This is a genomic window from Paenibacillus sp. AK002 (assembly GCF_053903045.1).
In genome coordinates this window covers 134,596-155,000 of record NZ_CP096377.1, presented here as the reverse complement: position 1 = coordinate 155,000, position 20,405 = coordinate 134,596, and the positions used below count along the sequence as shown (strand labels likewise).

The following is a 20,405-nucleotide window of genomic DNA, read 5'->3' as shown; positions in this document are numbered from 1 at the left end:
TCATACTAGCTTGCTGTTGGTCAAGAGTTTTTTAATTATTTTTCTAATCCATATTCTGCCTGACCGGTGAATCTCTATCACCCGCAATCAAACGGGCGAACATTAATGTATCATAGAATATAAGCATACGTCAACTACCTAATATCGTAAATTTTAAACCGACAAGAAGGGCCACACCCGGCAAGCCAAGGACCATGACCGTTCCTATGGTCATCGGATTCAGAGGAATATACGCTTCAGCTGCTAATCCGGTGAAATTCACAACATAGATCGCTACAGCCGAAAGGGCCAGATGCGCCCCGAATACAGTTAGCCATCCCAGCCCCAGCTTCTTTCTAAACACAACATAGATAAGCAGCAAGAGCGAAATGCATAGTACGCCAAGCACAATCAATTTCATAGATACTCCTCCTTTAAAGGTCATTAAGAATCCTATCAACTCTCGTTTAACCATTCTCCCTTTTTTGCTCGATATACTGCATCCTTGCTCCATCCAGATTGAGCTGCTTGGCCTGTTTGAGATTCATCTGGTATTTACGCTCTGCCGCCTCCAACATGTAGATCGCATAATCGATCTGATCCTGTCCCGTAGCCTCCTGGAACAGCAAGTGCGCCCGCTCCCACTCCATCTGGGATCTCTGGACGTCCAAGAAGACATGCCACATCCGTTCTTGCTCCTCTGCCGTGATATACGTTTCCTCTTCTTTCTTCCTCGACTTCCACCATATCTTCATTCCGTTCACTCCCTATGAATATGAATGATTAACCTGCCCTTATAAAGACCGTCTGTAACATTCATATCGAGAGAGGGACAAACTTAGAACCATAAGAACACTTTCAATTTCTACTTTCTTGGCCTAGAAATGTGCAAACAAAAAACGAGCCATCAGAATCGCTTCCAATGCTCGTTCTTATGTTGCTTTCATATTTCCATCAAATGCTGCGGGAATCAACAATATCAGTTCAGTTCTCTTCGACCTTCAAGCGCTTTGGATAAAGTCACTTCATCTGCATACTCCAGGTCGCCGCCAACCGGCAGTCCATGGGCTATACGAGTCACCTTAATATCAAAAGGACGGACCAGGCGCGATATGTACATCGCCGTTGCCTCTCCCTCGATATTAGCGTTCGTCGCCAAAATGAGTTCTTTCACTCGTTCGTCACTCAAGCGCGTGAGGAGCTCCTTCAAACGGATTTCATCCGGCCCGATCCCCTCCATCGGAGATATGGCCCCATGGAGGACATGATAGTAGCCCTCGAATTCCTTCGTGCGCTCCATCGCCACCAGATCCTTCGCATCCTGTACAACGCAGATGATCGAGGCATCCCGAGTCTTGTCCTGACATATCCGGCATGGATCCGTATCCGTGATGTTGCAGCAGACGGAGCAGTAGTGCAGATTCCTTTTGACACTGACTAGCGCTTTGGCAAAATCAATAACGTCATCTTCCTTCATGTTCAGAACATGAAAAGCCAGGCGGGCGGCCGTTTTCGGCCCCACACCCGGCAGTCGCGTAAAGGCATCGATGAGCTTCGCGATCGGTTCAGGATAGTACAAATGTAACTACTCCTTCTAGGTTAGTTTAGAACAAGCCCGGGATTTTCATGCCGCCGGTGAATTTGCCCATATCGGCGTTCGCAATTTCTTCAGCCTTGGCAAGTGCATCGTTAACCGCAGTCAGCACCAGATCCTGCAGCATTTCCACATCATCCGGGTCAACTGCCTCAGGCTTGATGTTGATGGACAAAATTTGTTTATGGCCATTCGCTTCTACGGTAACCACGCCGCCGCCGGAAGTTCCTTCAACGGTTTTTGTAGCAAGCTCTTCCTGCGCCTTCAGCATTTGCTCCTGCATCTTTTTCACTTGCTTCATCATTTGGTTCATATTATTCATGATTCATCTCTCCTTATAATAGGGTGCACGTAGGGACGCGCTAGTCTTTTATGACAACGAGGTCTTCTCCAAACAGCTGGATCGCCTCATCAATCCATGGTTTTTCTCCACCGGCATCAGCTTCTTCATGTTCCAGCTTAAGCTCTTCCGCCTGAGGCTTGCCGACTCCTTCCACCGCATCATTCCAGTCGCGAAGCATCATGGTCACCAGATGATACGGCTTGCCGAGCATAGACTCAAGAACCCCTTCAATCACCTGTTTGTTGGCAGGTTTCTCCGTGGTTTCGCGGTGGATGTTGTTTTTGAAAGCGACAAGAACCTTGTCTTCCCATACGGATACGGGCTCACCATCCATCAGCCATGCGTGAACCGTTACCTTCTCCTCTTTCACGTTCTGCAGAATTTGGGCCCACTGCCGATGTACAGCGGTATAATCCTCTCCGGTCCGGGAGGATACGTACTGATCCATATGCTGCGGAATCTTGGCCGTTGAAGCTGCTTTCGGTGCAGGTGTACGGGCAGACTTGGCGGGTTCGCGTTGATTCGATGCAGGAACACCGTTTTGAATCAGACGCTCCAGCTTTTTCTCAAGTGCGGCTACATGCTGCTTCAGCTGAGCCAGTTCTCCCGCATCGGCGGTAGAATGGACAGCTGCGGACCCGCCCCCGGATTGGGTAATGCCGGAAAGCTTGAGCAGTGCCACCTCAAACAGGGTTTGCGGCTGCGAGGCATATTTCATCTCACTCTGATAACGGTTGAGCGTATCGATCATTTGAAACAGCTCATCCCGGCTGAAGGCATTAGCCATCTCCTGAAACTCGGCCGGGTTCAAAACCCGATCGGTCAGCTTGTCGGCATCGGGAACCATCTTGATCATAAGCAAATCGCGGAAATAGTACAGGAGATTCTCCATGCATTTATCTGCGCTTTTTCCCTCCTGCATAAATTGCTCCACGATCTGCAGGACCAATCCGGCATCCCCCTGCTTCACGGCGCCGGCCAGACGGCCAAACTGCTCTGAGGCAATGCCTCCCGTCATGTCCATGACCTGCCGGTAAGATACGGTACCTCCAGTGAAGGAAGCGATCTGATCCAGAATGCTCAATGCATCCCGCATACCGCCATCCGATAGACGCGCAATATACTGCAGCGCTTCATGCTCAGCCGTAATGCCTTCTTCCCCGCAGATCTGCTCCAGACGTCCGGTTTGTTCCTCCAGGGAAACCCTACGGAAGTCAAACCGCTGACAGCGTGAGATAATCGTTGCCGGAAGCCTGTGCGGCTCTGTTGTCGCTAGTATAAACATCACATGTGCCGGCGGTTCCTCCAGCGTTTTCAGCAAGGCATTGAACGCTTCCGTCGTCAGCATGTGTACTTCATCAATAATATAAACCTTGCGCCGCACTTCGGTCGGTGCGTATTTGACTTTCTCCCGCAAATCACGGATTTCCTCGACGCCGCGGTTGGATGCCGCATCGATCTCCTGGACATCCATGACGGCTCCGGACGTTATGCGCCGGCAGGCCTCGCATGCATTGCAGGGTTCCTCAGCCGGACCATGCTCGCAGTTCACGGCTTTGGCCAAAATTTTAGCGGCACTGGTCTTGCCCGTACCCCGTGGACCGCTGAACAGGTAGGCATGGGAAACCCGCTGCTCGCGAATGGCATTCTGCAGGGTCTGGATAATATGCTGCTGGCCCACCATGTCGCCGAACGACTGTGGTCGCCAAGCTCGATATAACGCGATATGTTCCACTATGCTTTACCCTCTTTCAACTTCCACTTCGCGAAGATTAGGACATCCAAGGCTCACACTCAAAGCCCAATCATCACGTGCTTTACAAGTTATATTCATGGTCAATCCCAGCCTAAACGGCATGAGTCGACGGTTATATTATACTACATTCTATACTACTTTCCCCTGCCTTAGCAAAACGTTTACTTGGAAAACTTTATCCAAAGTTCACGTGAAGCATTCGCTCCAATATAGAATCCCGCCTCGACAAAAAACACCCTTGCCAAAGGCAAAGGTGTTATGTGCAGATATGTATACCGTGCACCTGTTATTGATCATTGCGATCCGAGCGGCAATCCTGAGCAGCAACTCGGGCTAGGCACTCCTCCGGCACAAAAGCGGTCTTGCTTATGGCTGCTTCCTTCCGGACCTGACCAGGTTCACAAGTGCTCATTGCGGAGGACCCAACCGTCAACGTTGAGCGCAGGGACCAGCCTCACATCGACAACACCTCTAACAGGAATTCAACCTCGCTACAGCGGATTGCGAGTTACAGGGCACCGCTACCTCCCCGTCTAGCACGGCGAACTTTAGTATATCGCATGGCTACCAAAAAAGCAACCGACGGAAAAAGTTGCATACTCCATCAGCCCTGCAGACAGACAAAAACCCTTCGGCCACAAGGGCGAAGGGTTTGTTTATTAGATACCGTATTTCTTCTTGAATCTATCAACACGACCGCCAGCATCCAGGAATTTCTGTTTACCTGTGAAGAACGGATGACAGTTCGAGCAAATCTCTACACGAAGATCGGGTTTCACAGAACCTGTTTCAAACGTATTACCGCAAGCACAAGTAACTGTAGTAACGTGATATTTCGGTTGAATATCTTGTTTCATTGTAGCTTTCACCTCTTTCCGCCCTGAGCCTCATGCGGACCCAGAGTTATATGGACACATAAAAGGAGTATAGCACGAGCATATTGAATGCGCAATAGTCCATACACAAATCATCAGACAAGTCCGCAATTGGAACTACACCCTATTTTTAGCACATTCGAGTCCGTGCCGGTTAAATAATCGAAGGCCGCTTTTTCGGTCTCGCCTGCCCAGCAGGGGGCACATGCGTATAGGAGCCGATCACCACATCCGGCAGCTCCTCCTGCATGATCTCGATCGCCTGCTTCATTCCGAGAATCTCGCCTTGCGCAGGCGGGATGAGGCCAAGATAGCTCTCAGGGTCAATATTCAGATTGCGAAGCTGAATCAATTTGAGTCCCGTGCGCCGGGCAAACTCGATCATGGCTTCCAGCTCTTCCTCGCGGTCGGTCACGCCCGGAAAGATCAGATAGTTAATGGATGTATATACGCCCTGATCCGTTGCGTAACGAAGAGATTTCTCCACATTAGCGAGCGTGTAGCCTCTTGGCTTGTAGTATGCGTTATAATGGGCATCCAATGCACTGATCGTGCTGACTCTCATCAGATCAAGACCCGCATCCACGATACCGCGGATAAAATCGGTCAGTCCCGCATTGGTGTTAATATTAATGTAACCCATGTCGGTCTGTGCCCGGACTTCTCTCATGGCCTCTATAATGATCTTCGCCTGGGTGGAGGGTTCGCCCTCACAGCCTTGGCCAAAGCTGATGATCGACTCCGGGGTCTTCAGATGCTCCAGCATGACCTGCACCAGTTCATCCACTCTCGGACGGAAGTTCATGCGCGTCTGCGGGGAGACAAAACCGCTGTCATCCGGCTGTTCCGAAATGCAACCGAAGCAGCCCGCATTGCAGGAGTAAGACACGGGAACCGCGCCTTCCCAGCGATTCAGGAAGGTGTTGGACGCCGTCAGGCACTCGTATCCCAACGCACAGTTAGACAGATGTTCGTAGAGCCGGTTCTCGGGATACTTCTCCTTCAGCGTCTTAACCCCAAGCTCAAGGTCGTCCAGGTCACAATTCACAGGATTCCATTTCTCGGGATCGTCGGACAAACGCGCCGTCGTATAGAAAGCGCCATCCTTCCATACGACTGCCGAATAACCAAATAGCGGCAGCTTATACTCCTTGTCCGACTTCACGTACCCCGGCAGGCAGAGCCGGGTGTAGCCTTGCGGCAGAAGCGCTCCGACAGCCGTATACCCGTCCTCAAGCGGCATCATGTCACCGGTCTCCGGATCCATTCCGATCGCTCGGGTACTCGGCAGTCCGACCAGCGTAGCTCCCTCCGGCAAAGGTATCAATTCATCCTCCAATATCTCGACGATCATATCTCCGCTGCGGGCCATCCCGAACAGCTCGGAATGATCGTATACATTCCCTTGTTCATCTGCATAAACCAAATACATGTTGATCTCCTATTCTCCGGTTGATTCAGGGCTTAGCTCTGAGGGGCCGTCGCCGCAGATGCACGCGATGGACGTCTGGCTGTCTGGCCCTGAGTCCCGGTTCCGCCGCCGTTGTTGGCATTCACGTCAAATGATGCCAAGAACTCCGCGTTATTCTTGCTCTCACGCATTTTTTTAAGGAAGCCTTCCACAAAATCGGCAGAGTCGTTCATATTTTTGCGGATCGCCCAAATGGTATCCAGTTCATCCTTGTTCAGCAGCACCTCTTCGCGCCGGGTACCGGAGCGACGAATATCGATCGCCGGGAAAATACGGCGTTCCGCGAAGCGGCGGTCCAAGTGCAGCTCCATGTTGCCTGTGCCTTTAAATTCCTCATAAATGATATCATCCATCCGAGATCCGGTTTCAACCAAGGCTGTCGCCAGGATCGTCAGACTTCCGCCTTCCTCCACGTTACGAGCCGATCCGAAGAAACGTTTCGGCCGATGGAATGCCGCAGGATCAATACCGCCGCTCAGCGTTCGGCCGGACGGAGGGATAACCAGGTTGTACGCACGGGCCAGACGGGTGATGCTGTCCAGCAAGATAACCACGTCCTTCTTATGCTCCACCAGCCGCAAGGCGCGCGACAATACCAGTTCCGCCACTTTGATATGGTTCTCCGGAAGCTCGTCAAAAGTAGAAGCAACCACCTCACCCTTAACGGAACGCTGCATATCCGTCACTTCTTCAGGCCGTTCATCGATGAGTAAAACAAACAGTTCAATCTCTGGATTGTTGGTTGAGATGCTGTTGGCGATTTCTTTTAAGAGGAGCGTTTTCCCTGCTTTTGGCGGTGCCACGATCAAACCGCGTTGTCCTAAACCTACGGGTGCAAGCAGATCCATAATTCGGGTTGACAACTGATTAGGGGATGTTTCAAGAACAAGCTTTTCTTGCGGATATAGAGGAGTCAAGGCTGGGAAGTGTAATCGTTCCGCTGCGACGGCAGGATTCTCGCCATTGACGGCGTTGACCTGCAGCAGCCCGAAGTAACGTTCGTTCTCTTTCGGCGTCCGGCATTTGCCTGAAACCAAATCTCCGGTCCGCAAATCGAATTTGCGGATCTGGGAGGCCGAAATGTAGATATCCTCCGTGCTCGGCAAATAGTTGATCGGTCTCAGAAAGCCGTATCCTTCCGGCAAAATCTCGAGTACGCCCTCCATGAACATCAAGCCGCTCTGTTCGGCCTGCGCCCGGAGAATGGCAAATATCAATTCTTTTTTCTTCAACTGGCCATAATAAGGAATCTGATACTTCTTGGCCAGCTTATACAGATCCGTCAGCTTCATGCCTTCCAAATCGGCTATTTGTAAATCCATTCAATAACCACCTATTCAATTATTTGTTTCTGTCGCAGCAGTTCCCTGCTGTCATGTAGTCTATTAGTCTATGAGAGCTTTACTAGGAGCATTACCCAAATCAGAGGGAGATATGCAGTTTCCACCACACATTTCCCTCATTTTGGTAAAAAAATCACTCTTCTTCGGTCTCACGCCACACGTCGGCACCCAGTTCGCGTAAATTGGAAACAAGATGGTCATAGCCGCGGTCGATGAATTCCACGCCGCTTACCTCCGTTATCCCTTCAGGCACCGTCAGTCCCGCAATGACAAGAGCCGCACCCGCGCGCAGATCGGTCGCTTTGACTTTGGCTGCATTCAGCGGGCCGCCTTCGATGATGGCAGAGCGTCCCTCCACGCGAATTTTGGCTCCCATGCGAACGAGCTCCGGTACATGTTTAAATCGGTTGCTATATACAAAATCACTAAGGACGCTGACGCCTTCCGCTTGCGTAAGGAGGCTGGTCATCGGTGACTGCAAATCCGTTGCAAATCCAGGATATATAAGCGCCTTCACATCCACATGCTGATACCGGTTTTTACCGATCACGCGGATGCTTTCGTCCAGCTCTTCAATGCCCACACCCATCTCGATCAGCTTGGCCGTGAGGGCCTCAAGATGTTTCGGGATGACGTTGTCAATCAGAACATCGCCGCGCGTAGCTGCGGCAGCAATCATATATGTACCGGCCTGAATCCGGTCTGGAATAATGGAATGTCGGCAGCCATGCATCTCGGTCACGCCCTCGATCCGGATGGTTTCCGTTCCGGCGCCCTTAATGACAGCTCCCATGGAATTTAAAAGTGTTGCAACATCTATAATTTCAGGCTCTTTCGCCGCGTTTTCGATAATTGTGGAGCCTTTGGCCTTGGCAGCCGCCAGCATAATGTTAATCGTTGCACCCACGCTGCTCACATCGAGGTAGATCTTCGCGCCCCGCAGCTCTTTGGCATGCAGGTGAATCGAGCCGTGTTCATTGGTCACGGTCGCGCCAAGCGCTTCAAAGCCCTTGATGTGCTGGTCGATGGGACGAGGTTCAAAATTACAGCCGCCCGGCAGGCCGATCACGGCTTCTTTAAATCTTCCAAGCATGGCGCCCATCATATAGTAGGACGCGCGCAGTTTCTTGACGGGTCCGTTAGGCATCGGAATGGATTTGATATCAGAAGGGTCAATTCTCATCTGATTGCCTTCCCATGAAACCTGCCCGCCTAATTCCTCAAGGATCTCAGCATAAACAGCCACATCGCTGAGAAGCGGCAAATTATCAAGTACGACTTCCGATTCCGCCAGGATTGCGGCGGGAATTAACGCAATAGCACTGTTCTTGGCACCGCTGATTGTTACAGCACCTCGCAGTGGGCGTCCACCGCTGATCATCAATTTTTCCATAAGCTTTCGGTTCCCCCTACATCACTTCGCAGCCGGAAATGGTTCTGATGCCCGTCATACAAGAAAAACGTCGTATCGACGTTCCTAAAGGATGACAGACGCAATAAGCGTTCGTTTTCGTAGCGATTATCCGGTTGTGAAGCCTCACAATCCGCTTGCGCTTTTTGATAACTTAATAAATGAAATGGAAAAACACCGGCTATGCGGTGTGCTTTCCATTTCATTGTATGCAGCATAAGACAGCCTAAAATATCTTAGGTGATTCCTATCGTCATGTTGCGGCCACGAAGGCTACAAGCGACTTTTGTGTGTTACGGGTGATTAAGCTTGATTGTTGGAACCAAACTCACGGATTTTGCCGACAACGGTTTCCTTGATTGCCTCGCGGCCTGGTTTCAGGAATGTGCGCGGATCGTAAGCTTCCGGTTTAGCGGCAAGCACTTCACGAACAACTTTGGTGAACGAGATTTGGTTCTCGGTGTTCACGTTGATTTTGGAAGTACCCAAGGAGATAGCTTTCTTGATGTCATGCGTCGGGATGCCCGTACCGCCATGAAGCACCAACGGAAGTTTCACAGCATTGCGAATCTCTTCCATCTCTTTGAAACCAAGGTTCGGTTCGCCTTTGTAAGGACCATGAACAGAACCAAGCGCAGGCGCCAATGTGTCGATGCCTGTCTCGTTCACGATGCGTACGCAGTCGTCAAGCTTCGCGTACATTACGTCGCCGATAACGTCATCCTCTTGTCCGCCGACCATGCCAACTTCGGCTTCAACGGAAACGCCTTTTGCGTGAGCATACTCAACCACTTGTTTCGTTGTTGCAATATTCGTCTCAATCGGGCTGTGGGAATCATCGATCATAACCGAAGTGAACCCTGCGTCGATTGCTTCTTTACATTTCTCAACACTTGAACCGTGGTCAAGGTGAATGGCAACAGGAACTGTAACTTTCAGGTCCTCCATCAAACCTTTTACCATGTGTACAACGGTGCTGAATCCACCCATGTAACGAGCTGCGCCTTCGGAAACACCAAGAATGACCGGTGATTTCTCTTGCTCTGCCGCTTCAAGAATTGCATATGTCCACTCCAGGTTGTTGATGTTGTATTGACCAACAGCATATTTACCTTCGAGTGCTTTGTTCAGCATGTCTGTCATTGATACTAATGGCATGGTTTCATCCTCCTATAGATGCTTAGTTTGTCTATGGTTTTTAGCCGATATAACATACGGACTTATTATACCACATCGCGTCATAAATACTAAACAAGCATTTCCTAAATTGCTGCGAAGGAACTCACATTCTGGCAAAAAAAAGAATTCCGCCCCTTGAGCAGAATTCATCATTCAACCGATGTTGTTCGCGGTCCCTTTCAGCTGCATGTTGACGGCTTGCCGCATCTCGTCGATGTCGAAGGGTTTGGTAAAATGCATCAGTGCTCCAAGATCGGTCGCTTCCTTGATCATGTCAAGCTCTCCGTAGGCTGTCATCATGATCACCTTAATGTCCGGATTCATCTGTTTAATATGCTTCAAAATCTCAAGCCCGTCCATTCCAGGAATTTTCATATCCAGCAGCACCAAATCCGGGGCATGCATCTTCACGATTTCAAGGGCAGCCTTGCCGTTCGCCGCTTGGAACGTCTCATATCCTTCACTGCTGAACACTTCCACAAGCAGGATGCGGATCCCATTCTGGTCATCCACAATCAGCACTTTGTGTTTGCTTTGTTTGCTCATCCTTCCAACCTCCCGATACTTAAATCGTACAATGAGTATATGCAAACTCGAAAGTTCCTAACTTTCCCATAAACCGGCCATTATTTGTATTCGCCTGTAGATGTCGAATTCCTTCCTGTCCTAAAAAAAGTAAGAAAAAAAGATCGCGAATTTGCTGCATCCGAAATCGACAGCGCTGGACAGGAATTACGGACCTCAGCTCCACCCTTCGCGTAGCGACAAACCAATTTGCACGCAAAAAAAGAGCCTCTTCAAAAAGAGGCTCTTCCCAATTATGCCTGATGCTGGATCGAGGCTTTTACAAATTCACGGAACAATGGCTGCGGACGGTTCGGACGGGAAGTGAATTCCGGATGGAATTGCACGGCGAGGAACCAAGGATGTCCTGGCAGCTCCACGATCTCGACCAGACGTCCGTCCGGTGAAGTACCGGAAATACGCAGGCCCGCTTTCTCGATATCTTCGCGGTATTGGTTGTTGAACTCGTACCGGTGGCGATGTCTTTCGTAAACCAGCTCGTCCTGGTAGCAGGACTCCGCAAGCGATCCCGGAACCAGCTTGCAAGGATACAGGCCAAGGCGCATCGTTCCGCCAAGATCCTCGATATCCTTCTGCTCCGGAAGCAGGTCGATAACCGGATATTCGGTAGCCGGATCAATTTCGGAGCTGTTCGCGCCGTTCAGACCTACGATCGAACGGGCATATTCGATGACGGACACTTGCATGCCAAGGCAAATGCCGAAGAATGGAATGTTGCGCTCGCGGGCATAACGGATCGCGCTGATCTTGCCTTCGATACCCCGGTCTCCAAATCCACCAGGTACCAGAATACCGCCGATGCCGTTCAACGTCTCTTCCACATTGTCCGCCGTAATTTCCTCGGCGTTCACCCAGCGGATCTTCACGTCGGCATTGGCATCAAAGCCGGCATGGGACAGGGATTCTACTACGCTGAGGTAGGCGTCATGAAGCGCGACATACTTGCCGACAATCGCAATCTCAACGGTCTTCTCCAGCTTGGAGACGCGCTCCACCAGATCTTCCCACTCGCTCATATCCGGCGCAGGAGTCGTCAGCTTCAGATGATTGACAACAATTTCGTCCAGGCCTTCATCGCGCAGATTCAGCGGCACCTCATATAGGGAAGATGCGTCGCGGCATTCTACGACCGCGTTAGGGTCGATATCGCAGAAAAGCGCGATTTTGGCTTTCATCTCGGTTGAAAGCTCATGCTCCGTACGGCACACGATGACATTCGGCTGAATGCCGATGCTGCGGAGTTCTTTTACACTGTGCTGCGTCGGCTTCGTTTTCACTTCACCGGCTGCCTTAATATATGGAATGAGGGTTACATGAATATACATCACGTTCTCACGGCCAACATCGCTCTTGATTTGGCGGATGGCCTCCAGGAAAGGAAGGCTTTCGATATCGCCGACCGTTCCGCCGATTTCGGTAATGACCACATCCGAACCCGCTTCACGACCCGCACGGAATACGCGCTCCTTGATCTCGTTCGTAATATGAGGAATAACCTGCACGGTGCCGCCCAAATATTCCCCCCGGCGTTCCTTGCTAATAACAGAAGAGTATACTTTTCCTGTTGTCACGTTGCTGTTCTTCGACAGGTTAATATCGATGAAGCGCTCATAGTGTCCCAGGTCCAGGTCGGTTTCCGCACCGTCGTCAGTAACGAACACTTCGCCATGCTGGTAAGGACTCATGGTGCCCGGATCTATATTAATGTACGGATCGAATTTCTGAATCGTTACCTTGAGCCCTCTGTTCTTAAGCAATCTACCGAGCGAAGCGGCGGTAATTCCCTTACCTAGAGATGACACGACTCCGCCTGTTACAAAAATATACTTTGTCACTGTTAAAAACCCTCCTATATAATCTCCATAACTTCAGGCGACATATGATGTTTATCCTAACCCGTTTTCCCCTGATTCATCAGAGGGACCAACAAAAACATCGCTCGCTTCCAATAATGGTGAGCGAGCTGACCTCCGACCTATTACAAACCGCATATATTGACGCTAAAATGATCCCCATCGGGCTGCCGGTACGGCATAACGTTATGAGGCTTCAGGGCGAGCGATTCCAATACATCTTAACACTCTGCATATCTGAAACTTGGTCTTTCTATATTGGCCCGGAAGCTAGCGTCGTTTACACTTTCCGAGCCTTAAAAACAAAAAAAGTGACCCCGAATAAATAACGGGGCACTTTTATATTAAACATATTTAATCCACAATCATAAGCCCAAGCAATAGTTTACTCTGTGCCTTGTCTGCTTGTCAAGAGAAGAACCAACCTCAAAATTCCCCAATCGGCCGACATCGTAAAACACGGTCATAAACCATGCGTACTGGCTTAAATTCCGAGCGGAATGACAGATTAATCTCTGTCGTCTTCCTCAAACTCTTCCTCTTCCAGTTCTTCTTCATCGGAATCCGCATCTTCGTCATCCAATTCCTCATCATCCAGAACAACGTCTTCATCTACATCATCGTCAGCATCGTCATCATCCGGGAAGAGATCGTCGTGATCATCATCTTCCTCATCGATGCTGTCGAAATCCTCTTCGGCATCGTCGCCGCTATAGGTATCCTCTTCATCCGTGAAGTCATCGTCATCATCGTCTTCATCATTGATGATCCGCGGACGTTTGGCGTTCGCAATCGGATCTTCGGACTTCTCAAGCGGATACCAGCGCTTTAGTCCCCACAGATTCGTTCCTACACATGCGAAACGTCCGTCTATATTGATCTCGGTATATAACTGGGCAATCGTTTCGTTAATTTCCTGTTCCGTAAAGCCGCGAAGCTTGGCCACCTCATTCATCAGGTCACGGTAATAATACGGCGTATTCGCCGCCTTCAGAACCATAAAAGCCAGGTCAACCATCGGGATTTCCTGAATCTTCTCCGGATCGATCTTTAAATTGAGCGGATTACTCACTAACGCACACTTCCTCTCACACAATCTTCACGTTATACCCTCAACATATCCATTATCAAAACTAAGTAAAACCTATTTGGAAATAAAAATCAAGTTTTTATGCTCCATTACCCATCAGATACCAAAGGGAAAAAGACGGAGACTATTCTCTCCGCCTTCTGACTGTACCCGCCCCTAGGATCGACTCCTTACGGGATAGATGAGAGAACCTTGATATTCTCTCCATGTATCTTATGTTAGCCCTGCTGCTTTGACACGGGAAACAGGGCCTATTTCCCGGAAAAAGGGCAACATCCCATTCGGGCACTCTCCCCGGCTCATACAATACTGAAGCAACGGTTCATCGAGAAGGGAGATTGCCACACATGGATTACACCCGGATCATGCAATCACTACTTGCAGAGACGAACCCTATGCGGAACGTCCGGGAAATGAACCGGCGGCTCCTCACGTTTCATGACCCTCAGCTGTACCAGAAATGCATCCGCGAATGGAACCGGCTCGCAGGGAAAAGGCGTTTCCCGAGTTCGGTCAGCCGCTCGCCGCTTACTCGCACCATCATCGCTCCAGCTCCCCAAACCGCGAAGTTTGAAGCGGAGTTTCGGAACGAACTGATGGTTGAAGAGGATGAACAGGTTCATATCCACGCCATACAGGGGACAATAGGAACGCTAACCGGGATCCCATGGGGTATCAAGCAAATCAAAGCCCCTCAAGCCTGGTCTACCTCGACAGGACACCGCGTGAAGATTGCCGTTATCGACACAGGGGTGGATTTCGGTCACCCGGATCTGAAGTATTCGCTGACCCGAGGGGTCAACCTCGTCCATCGCAACATCCCGCCTTATGACGACAATGGGCATGGAACGCATATCTCGGGCACCATCGCTGCAGCAAACAGCACCCAAGGTATGATCGGCGTTGCTCCCAGATCTGTCGTGTATCCGGTCAAAGCCTTTGATCACAACGGCTCCGCCTTCGTGTCGGATATCATTCTGGCCATCGACTGGTGCGTGCGGGCCGAGATCGATATCATCAATATGAGTTTTGGCATGCAGACCCGAAGCCGCACGCTGCTGGATATCGTAAGCAAGGCCAACCAAGCAGGCGTCCTCATTGTGGCCTCTTCCGGCAATGACGGCAAACGCCGTACCGCGGACTATCCTGCCCGTTATCCCCAAACGATATCCGTCGGAGCTACCGACCGCAGCCGGAGGATCCCCGGCTTCAGCAATCGTGGGCAATTTGTCGATATTTATGCGCCCGGAGATAAAATCGTGTCAGCCTGGCTGCAGGGAAAATACCACGAAATGAGCGGTACTTCCATGGCCACTTCACACGTCAGCGGAGCAATCGCCCTGCTTCTTGCCCAGAAGCCTGACTTGAAAAAAACAGCTACGATCAAGGCCCTGCTGCGGCGCACCTCCTCCCCCCTTAAGCTCAAAAAAGGATACAGCGCCTCCGATGGAGAGGTAAATGCCTTGAAATTTTTGCGCGAGGGCATGAAATTATAAATTCGGTTCATCGGCAACTGCAAACGCCATTTCGTTCACGCATTAAAAACAGCCGTCTTTCCTAAGAAAGACGGCTGTTGGCTGTTATGGCATATGAAAGGGAGGGCCCTTCTTACATGCGTTCCGGCGCCGATACGCCCATCAGGCGAAGCACGTTGGCAATGACCGTGCGGACCGCTCCCAGCAAAGCAAGGCGGGCCTGCGTTTGATTCGCGTCTTCCGTAATCACGCGTTCAGCTCTGTAGTAGCTGTGGAACAAGGAAGCCAGTTCATATACATACCGGATAAGCCGGTGCGGTGCATAGTTCTCCGCAGCAAGCGACACTTCCTGCGGGAGCTCTCCCATTTTGCGCAAAATGTCGTATTCATGCTCGGCGGTCAGAACGCTCAGGTTGACGTCGGCAAGCGGCAGGAGGCTAACGCCTTGCTCCTCCGCTTGGCGGAATACGCTGCAAATGCGTGCGTGTGCATACTGTACGTAGAAGACCGGATTCTCGTTGGACGTGGACACCGCCAGATCCATATCGAAATCCAAATGCGAATCCATGCTGCGCATGGTGAAGAAATAGCGGATCGCGTCCACGCCGACCTCATCCATCAGATCTTCCATCGTGACCGCTTTACCGGTACGCTTGGACATCTTCACCTTCTCGCCGTCCTGGAACAGGCTGACCATCTGGGCGATCAATACGATGAGTTTGTCCGGGTCATTGCCGAGCGCCTCCATGGCAGCCTTCATGCGCGGAACGTAACCATGGTGGTCGGCTCCCCAAATATTCAGGATCTTGTCATAGCCGCGCTCGTATTTATTGCGGTGGTACGCAATATCCGGCGTCAGGTAGGTATACGTTCCATCATTCTTAACGAGGACGCGGTCTTTGTCATCCCCATAATCGGTGGTGCGGAGCCAGGTTGCCCCATCCTTCTCGTAAGCTTCGCCCTTGGCTTTCAGTTCTTCCAGGGATTTCTCCACCAGTCCATCCTCATACAGGGACGTTTCGCTAAACCACTCGTCAAAATGGACGCGGAATCGATTCAAATCGCGTTTGATTTTACCAAGTTCCTTCTCAAGCCCGAATTGACGCAAGAATGCCGTTCTCTCGCCTGGGTCCATCGATAGCAAGGAATCGCCTTTCTCGGCTACAAGCTCTTTGGCAAATCCTTTGATATCCTCGCCATGGTATCCGTCTTCAGGCATTTCGGCATCCTGACCGAGCTCCTGCAAATAGCGGGCTTCGAGGGATTTAACCAGGTTCACTACTTGGTTGCCTGCATCATTGATGTAGTATTCGCGCGTAACTTCGTATCCTGCAAAATCAAGCACATTGCAAAGGGCATCGCCTACCGCCGCCCCGCGGGCATGTCCAAGATGCAGACTTCCGGTGGGATTGGCGCTGACAAACTCCATCTGGACCTTTTGCCCTTCGCCCGTAGCGATCCGCCCGTAGTTATCGCCCTGTTCCTGAACCAATGCCACGATCGGATAGAGATACCCCTTGTCCAAGGTAAAGTTAATAAACCCGGGCCCGGCGATCTCCGCTTTCTCAATGGAAGCCTTTGCCGTATCCAAATGTTCCAGGATAGCTTCCGCGATTTGCCGCGGGTTCTTCTTGGCAATCCGCGTCAGCTGCATCGCTACGTTCGTAGCCAAGTCGCCGTGCGACTTATCCTTCGGAACTTCCAGCGTAATGGCGGGCAGCTCCTCGCGGGACACCAGTCCGGCAGCTACGGCAGCGTCTCCTACCGCCTCTGCAACCAGCCCGTTAATGTGATCTAATGGATTCATTGTCATGATTCATGTGCCTCCTGAATAGTCAAACTGATCGAAAAGTGTCCCGAAAACTCGTCAAACACATATAAATCATACGCCCAAGCCGCTCGTCCGGTCATGCCCTCTAGCGCTAGCTCCAGACGCTGGGTGTGCGTAGACAGATTAAATGAAGTGAACGGGGAGCGATAATACCCTGGCAATCGCTGACCCAGCTTAAACGCCTGCTCGGACTCCACCTCGCCGTGACGGATCAGCTTCAGCTCGTCCTCCGTCAGCTTGAGCATGGCCCGGGTTTCCCCCTGATGCGGTCCAAGCGCAGGCTCCGTATAGCGCACATACAGCACTTTCCCCTTGATAAACGCCTCTGCGGGAAGCTCCTGTATCGTATTCTCTCCTTCGTGAAGGCTCTGAAGACGGATGCTCACTTGTTTTCGGTCGTTCATGTACGTTCCTCTTTTCCTTACCTATTGTATTACTATATCCAGTATAGCCTTGCAATTCAAATGAGGATTTTAGCAAAAGTAAAGAAAAATGTCTTTCGTCTTATTTTGGGAGAGGTTGGAGCGCATCGTCAATTCCCGTATTTCTTGGCCCATTGCTCGCGCCATTCCCCGAAACTGTTGCCCGTGATTTCCTCCAAGGTCTTTCCATCAATAGAATAAGGGGCTCCAGCTAAATCGTTCCGATCAGGGAACGAGGTTCCCCCGATGACCTTCCCCTCCGACATCATCACGAATAAGGCCGTATTCGTATTATACATGCGGTCAAGCGGATGCCCGGAAACCTTGAAACGATAAGTGACAATTTCTTTTCCGTAGTAGTTTGCCGGATCTTGGCTCTGTACACTCCATGTCTGAATATAGGGGATTGCGCCGGTACCGGGTGCGAGAAGAGATTTCTCAAGCGTATAAGTAATCGGTTTACTGGAGTGGCTTACAATCTTATAGCCCAGCGATTTCACGTAAGAGGCCGCTATCTTCTGTTCCTCGGACATGGGTTTGCCGAGATGAACGCTTAGTTGCATGAATGAATATAGGATTACGATGCTTAAACCAATACCTGCCCATAACCAAATACGATTTCGCTTCATAAGCAGCCTCCCCATTGCGTCGACCTGGCCGTTCATAGGATTAGAATACCAAAAAATTGAAATCAATGGGCGGTCAAGAAAAAGAATAGGCCTGATTCAAGAAGAATCAGGCCTGATCCATACTATAGGTTACAGCGGAAGCAAGGATACCTTCTCCCGCACGTCCAGCTTGGCTACCATGTCGTTCCAGGCTTGCGGTTTCTCAGGCAGCACCGAATAGTATCGTCTCAAGAAGTTGGCAATCAGCTCCGCAGGCAATTCATCAACAGCATCGTCGCCCGGCATGAAGCAGAAATCAAGCCCGCTCACCGCCTCGCCATCATTGTTCCAGGAGGGATGCACATAGTCGATATCCGTGCGTTTGTAACCCAGATGCGACAGGACTTCGCGGCGAACGAACGGATCCATGGGTTTCACGCCGCCGAATGCATGGTCCTGCACCCGATATGGATCGTAAATCTCGGCAAACATGCCGAACAGCTCTTTGCCGTTTGCCGCCGCCAATTGATTCAGATCCTTCAAGCGATGTTGTGCCAGGAATCGGCCGATGCCGAGCCCTTCACGCCCGATAATGGTAAAATCGGTCATCGCCACGTTCCAGTCCTCGTAATAGCGGTATTCCGTCGTACCCACCACTTCGTCCTCATGCAGGGCAACAAATACCCGAATGCCCGGATCTTCGAGCGGCTCCTTCCATAAGCTGAATTCCAGCACCTCTTCCGGAGGGAACACTTCCTTCATGAGATCGTGCATTTTGCGGAACAAGGGATCGTCGATGCTCGTAATGCGAATATATTCCATCAATTAAAAGCCTCCTTATATATGTAATGAAAATATCTTTATATTCTACGAAGATATCTGAAGCCGTAAATCACCATCCAATATAAACTCTTCACTCTCGGAACGGATTCTTCCATTCCATCAAGGCCCCGTAATTGCAGGACTCCTCATCCTCCAAATACTCTGCCGCTACCCCAACGGGCGTCCGGCCGCACAGGAGCAGGAAGGTAATTACGGGATCTTTGAGATCTCCCCGTACAACGGCATCCAAATATTCCGCGGCCGACATTTCGTGCGCATGCCGATGATAGCCGGGCATCCGTCCGCCGCCAAGCAGCCGGTCCAGTCCCCGTTCGACGGTCACGTGATACAGCGACTGAATCAGCCATTTGCCGAGTCCCAGCTTGCGAAAGCGCGGCCGGACGCAAATGTCGGCGATGTACAGCGTGTTTCCGTCCGGCTGATGCGTGCGGATGTATCCGTTATCCGTGGCCTCCGCCCAGGAGTGGGCAGGCTCCATCGGATCGTAATCCACAATGAGCGAGGTGATGGAGCCTGCGAGCATGCCATCCACTTCAACGCATAGCGCGCCCTCGGGAAACAAGGTGACATGCTGCATCAGCTGTTCCTTGTTCCACCATTGCTCCGGCGGATACGGAGGCGGGAACGTCTCGGATTGAATGGCGATCAGCTCGTCGAAGTCCGCTTCGGTGTAGCCTCGAATGACAACCGGCACCGGCCGGGCGTCGTCGAATACATAAAACTGTTGATGAAACCGGGCCATTTCCTCCACACCGCCTTTATCCTATTTTTTCAAATCATGATAAAAAGACTTACTCCCAATCTGGATACAAATCCGTACGCCGGTCACGCCATGTCGTGACGGAGCCCTTCTCGCGCACTTGATACAATAAATCCAGATCGAGATCGGCGGTAATGATCATGTCGTTGTTCAGCTCTCCCTCGGCCAGCAGGCCCTTCGGCGGGAACGGAATATCGTTCGGCGTAATGATGGCAGCCTGCCCGAAGTTGGCACGCATCAGATCCACGGTAGGCAGCGATCCAACCGTGCCGGTCAGCACCACATAGATTTGATTCTCGATGGCGCGGGCATGGCTGGTATAACGCACGCGGTGGAATCCGTGGCGATCATCGGTGCAGGACGGACAGAAAATGACGTCGGCCCCTTTGGCCTTGGCCATGCGCACGATCTCGGGAAATTCGATGTCATAGCAGGTGAGCATCGCGATGGTGCCTTTTTCGGTCTCGAATACTTCGAGCCCTTCGCCGGCCCCCATGTTCCAGCCGGTTATCTCCGAAGGCGTAATATGAATCTTCGCCTGCTCCGCAATGCGGCCGTCCGGATAGAACAGATGCGCCACATTGTAAAGCTTCCCTTCCCGGCGAATGACGTGGGTCCCGCCAATGATATGCATGTTATATTGCTTCGCAAAGCCCTGGAACAGCTCGCGGTAACGGTCTGTGAAATCCGGAAGGTCATTGATCGTTAAAGCCTGGCCCTGATCGTCCCCGATGGACATCAGCTGCGTCGTGAAAAATTCCGGAAACAGCACAAAATCGGCTTCGAACTCCTCCGCCGTTCGGATATAATGCTCCGATTGACGGGCAAAATCGTCAAAGGATTGAATCGTGTGCAGATGATATTGCACGGCAGAAACGCGAAATTTCATGCTTCTCCTCCTTATGCATGGTTAGATGCTTTCATTATATCGGATTCCGGGCTTAGAGAACATGGGAACATCAAGTCGCCGTCAATTGGAAACCATAA

Annotated in this window: 20 protein-coding genes and 1 other RNA gene; 1 reads left to right on the top strand and 20 read right to left on the bottom strand. The window is 51.0% G+C overall.

Features of this window, described 5'->3' with window-relative positions; genetic code table 11:
• Nucleotides 1–130: 130 nt before the first annotated feature.
• From M1D70_RS00700 to rpoE, 14 genes are all read right to left on the bottom strand, one after another.
• Nucleotides 131–400 (bottom strand): pro-sigmaK processing inhibitor BofA family protein, encoded by a 270-nt coding sequence (locus tag M1D70_RS00700; RefSeq protein ID WP_009595500.1) that lies wholly within the window; start codon nt 398–400, stop codon nt 131–133.
• A 46-nt stretch (nt 401–446) separates the two neighbouring features.
• Complete coding sequence (locus tag M1D70_RS00695) at nt 447–734, bottom strand: hypothetical protein (RefSeq protein ID WP_009595542.1); 288 nt, start codon at nt 732–734, stop codon at nt 447–449.
• A 224-nt stretch (nt 735–958) separates the two neighbouring features.
• On the bottom strand, nt 959–1,558 hold the full coding sequence (gene recR / locus M1D70_RS00690; protein WP_456288868.1) for a recombination mediator RecR: 600 nt from the start codon (nt 1,556–1,558) through the stop codon (nt 959–961).
• Nucleotides 1,559–1,583: 25 nt separating this feature from the next.
• Nucleotides 1,584–1,895 carry a YbaB/EbfC family nucleoid-associated protein gene (locus tag M1D70_RS00685; RefSeq protein ID WP_009595540.1) on the bottom strand — a complete coding sequence of 104 codons (312 nt, stop codon included), beginning with the start codon at nt 1,893–1,895 and terminating at the stop codon, nt 1,584–1,586.
• Nucleotides 1,896–1,935: 40 nt separating this feature from the next.
• A complete protein-coding gene (dnaX, locus tag M1D70_RS00680; protein WP_009595512.1) occupies nt 1,936–3,651 on the bottom strand; it encodes a DNA polymerase III subunit gamma/tau in 1,716 nt (571 codons plus the stop codon).
• Nucleotides 3,652–3,947: 296 nt separating this feature from the next.
• Nucleotides 3,948–4,214, bottom strand: an RNA gene (gene ffs, locus M1D70_RS00675) — signal recognition particle sRNA large type.
• A gap of 117 nt (nt 4,215–4,331) precedes the next feature.
• On the bottom strand, nt 4,332–4,529 hold the full coding sequence (rpmE, locus tag M1D70_RS00670) for a 50S ribosomal protein L31 (RefSeq protein WP_006207505.1): 198 nt from the start codon (nt 4,527–4,529) through the stop codon (nt 4,332–4,334).
• 172 nt (nt 4,530–4,701) lie between these two features.
• Nucleotides 4,702–5,979, bottom strand: coding sequence for a radical SAM protein (locus M1D70_RS00665; RefSeq protein ID WP_456288867.1), 1,278 nt, complete (start codon nt 5,977–5,979; stop codon nt 4,702–4,704).
• 32 nt (nt 5,980–6,011) lie between these two features.
• Entirely contained in the window at nt 6,012–7,340 is a 1,329-nt protein-coding gene (gene rho / locus M1D70_RS00660) for a transcription termination factor Rho (protein WP_009595519.1), read from the bottom strand.
• A 154-nt stretch (nt 7,341–7,494) separates the two neighbouring features.
• Nucleotides 7,495–8,754, bottom strand: coding sequence for a UDP-N-acetylglucosamine 1-carboxyvinyltransferase (locus tag M1D70_RS00655; RefSeq protein ID WP_009595499.1), 1,260 nt, complete (start codon nt 8,752–8,754; stop codon nt 7,495–7,497).
• Nucleotides 8,755–9,075: 321 nt separating this feature from the next.
• Nucleotides 9,076–9,930: a class II fructose-1,6-bisphosphate aldolase gene (gene fba, locus M1D70_RS00650; protein ID WP_009595530.1), complete on the bottom strand. Its 855-nt coding sequence runs from the start codon at nt 9,928–9,930 to the stop codon at nt 9,076–9,078.
• Nucleotides 9,931–10,104: 174 nt separating this feature from the next.
• Complete coding sequence (locus tag M1D70_RS00645) at nt 10,105–10,497, bottom strand: response regulator (protein WP_009595517.1); 393 nt, start codon at nt 10,495–10,497, stop codon at nt 10,105–10,107.
• Nucleotides 10,498–10,769: 272 nt separating this feature from the next.
• Nucleotides 10,770–12,371 (bottom strand): CTP synthase, encoded by a 1,602-nt coding sequence (locus M1D70_RS00640; protein ID WP_009595544.1) that lies wholly within the window; start codon nt 12,369–12,371, stop codon nt 10,770–10,772.
• Between the two features lie 526 nt (nt 12,372–12,897).
• Entirely contained in the window at nt 12,898–13,461 is a 564-nt protein-coding gene (gene rpoE / locus M1D70_RS00635) for a DNA-directed RNA polymerase subunit delta (RefSeq protein WP_009595507.1), read from the bottom strand.
• A 365-nt stretch (nt 13,462–13,826) separates the two neighbouring features.
• Here rpoE and M1D70_RS00630 point away from each other — a divergent pair, with 365 nt between their 5' ends.
• Nucleotides 13,827–14,975 carry a S8 family peptidase gene (locus M1D70_RS00630; protein ID WP_012818380.1) on the top strand — a complete coding sequence of 383 codons (1,149 nt, stop codon included), beginning with the start codon at nt 13,827–13,829 and terminating at the stop codon, nt 14,973–14,975.
• A gap of 112 nt (nt 14,976–15,087) precedes the next feature.
• On the opposite strand, the gene argS is transcribed toward M1D70_RS00630, so the two are convergent.
• The 6 genes from argS to M1D70_RS00600 form a co-directional block, all read right to left on the bottom strand.
• Entirely contained in the window at nt 15,088–16,767 is a 1,680-nt protein-coding gene (argS, locus tag M1D70_RS00625; protein WP_009595534.1) for an arginine--tRNA ligase, read from the bottom strand.
• Entirely contained in the window at nt 16,764–17,189 is a 426-nt protein-coding gene (locus M1D70_RS00620) for a DUF1934 domain-containing protein (RefSeq protein WP_009595541.1), read from the bottom strand. Before M1D70_RS00620 ends, argS begins: the two co-directional genes overlap by 4 nt.
• A gap of 128 nt (nt 17,190–17,317) precedes the next feature.
• Nucleotides 17,318–17,836, bottom strand: a complete 519-nt coding sequence (locus M1D70_RS00615; RefSeq protein WP_009595525.1) for a hypothetical protein — start codon at nt 17,834–17,836, stop codon at nt 17,318–17,320.
• Between the two features lie 129 nt (nt 17,837–17,965).
• Nucleotides 17,966–18,637, bottom strand: coding sequence for a GNAT family N-acetyltransferase (locus tag M1D70_RS00610; RefSeq protein WP_433937956.1), 672 nt, complete (start codon nt 18,635–18,637; stop codon nt 17,966–17,968).
• A gap of 91 nt (nt 18,638–18,728) precedes the next feature.
• Nucleotides 18,729–19,400, bottom strand: a complete 672-nt coding sequence (locus M1D70_RS00605; protein ID WP_456290370.1) for a GNAT family N-acetyltransferase — start codon at nt 19,398–19,400, stop codon at nt 18,729–18,731.
• Between the two features lie 49 nt (nt 19,401–19,449).
• On the bottom strand, nt 19,450–20,307 hold the full coding sequence (locus M1D70_RS00600; protein WP_009595511.1) for a carbon-nitrogen hydrolase family protein: 858 nt from the start codon (nt 20,305–20,307) through the stop codon (nt 19,450–19,452).
• Nucleotides 20,308–20,405 lie beyond the last annotated feature (98 nt).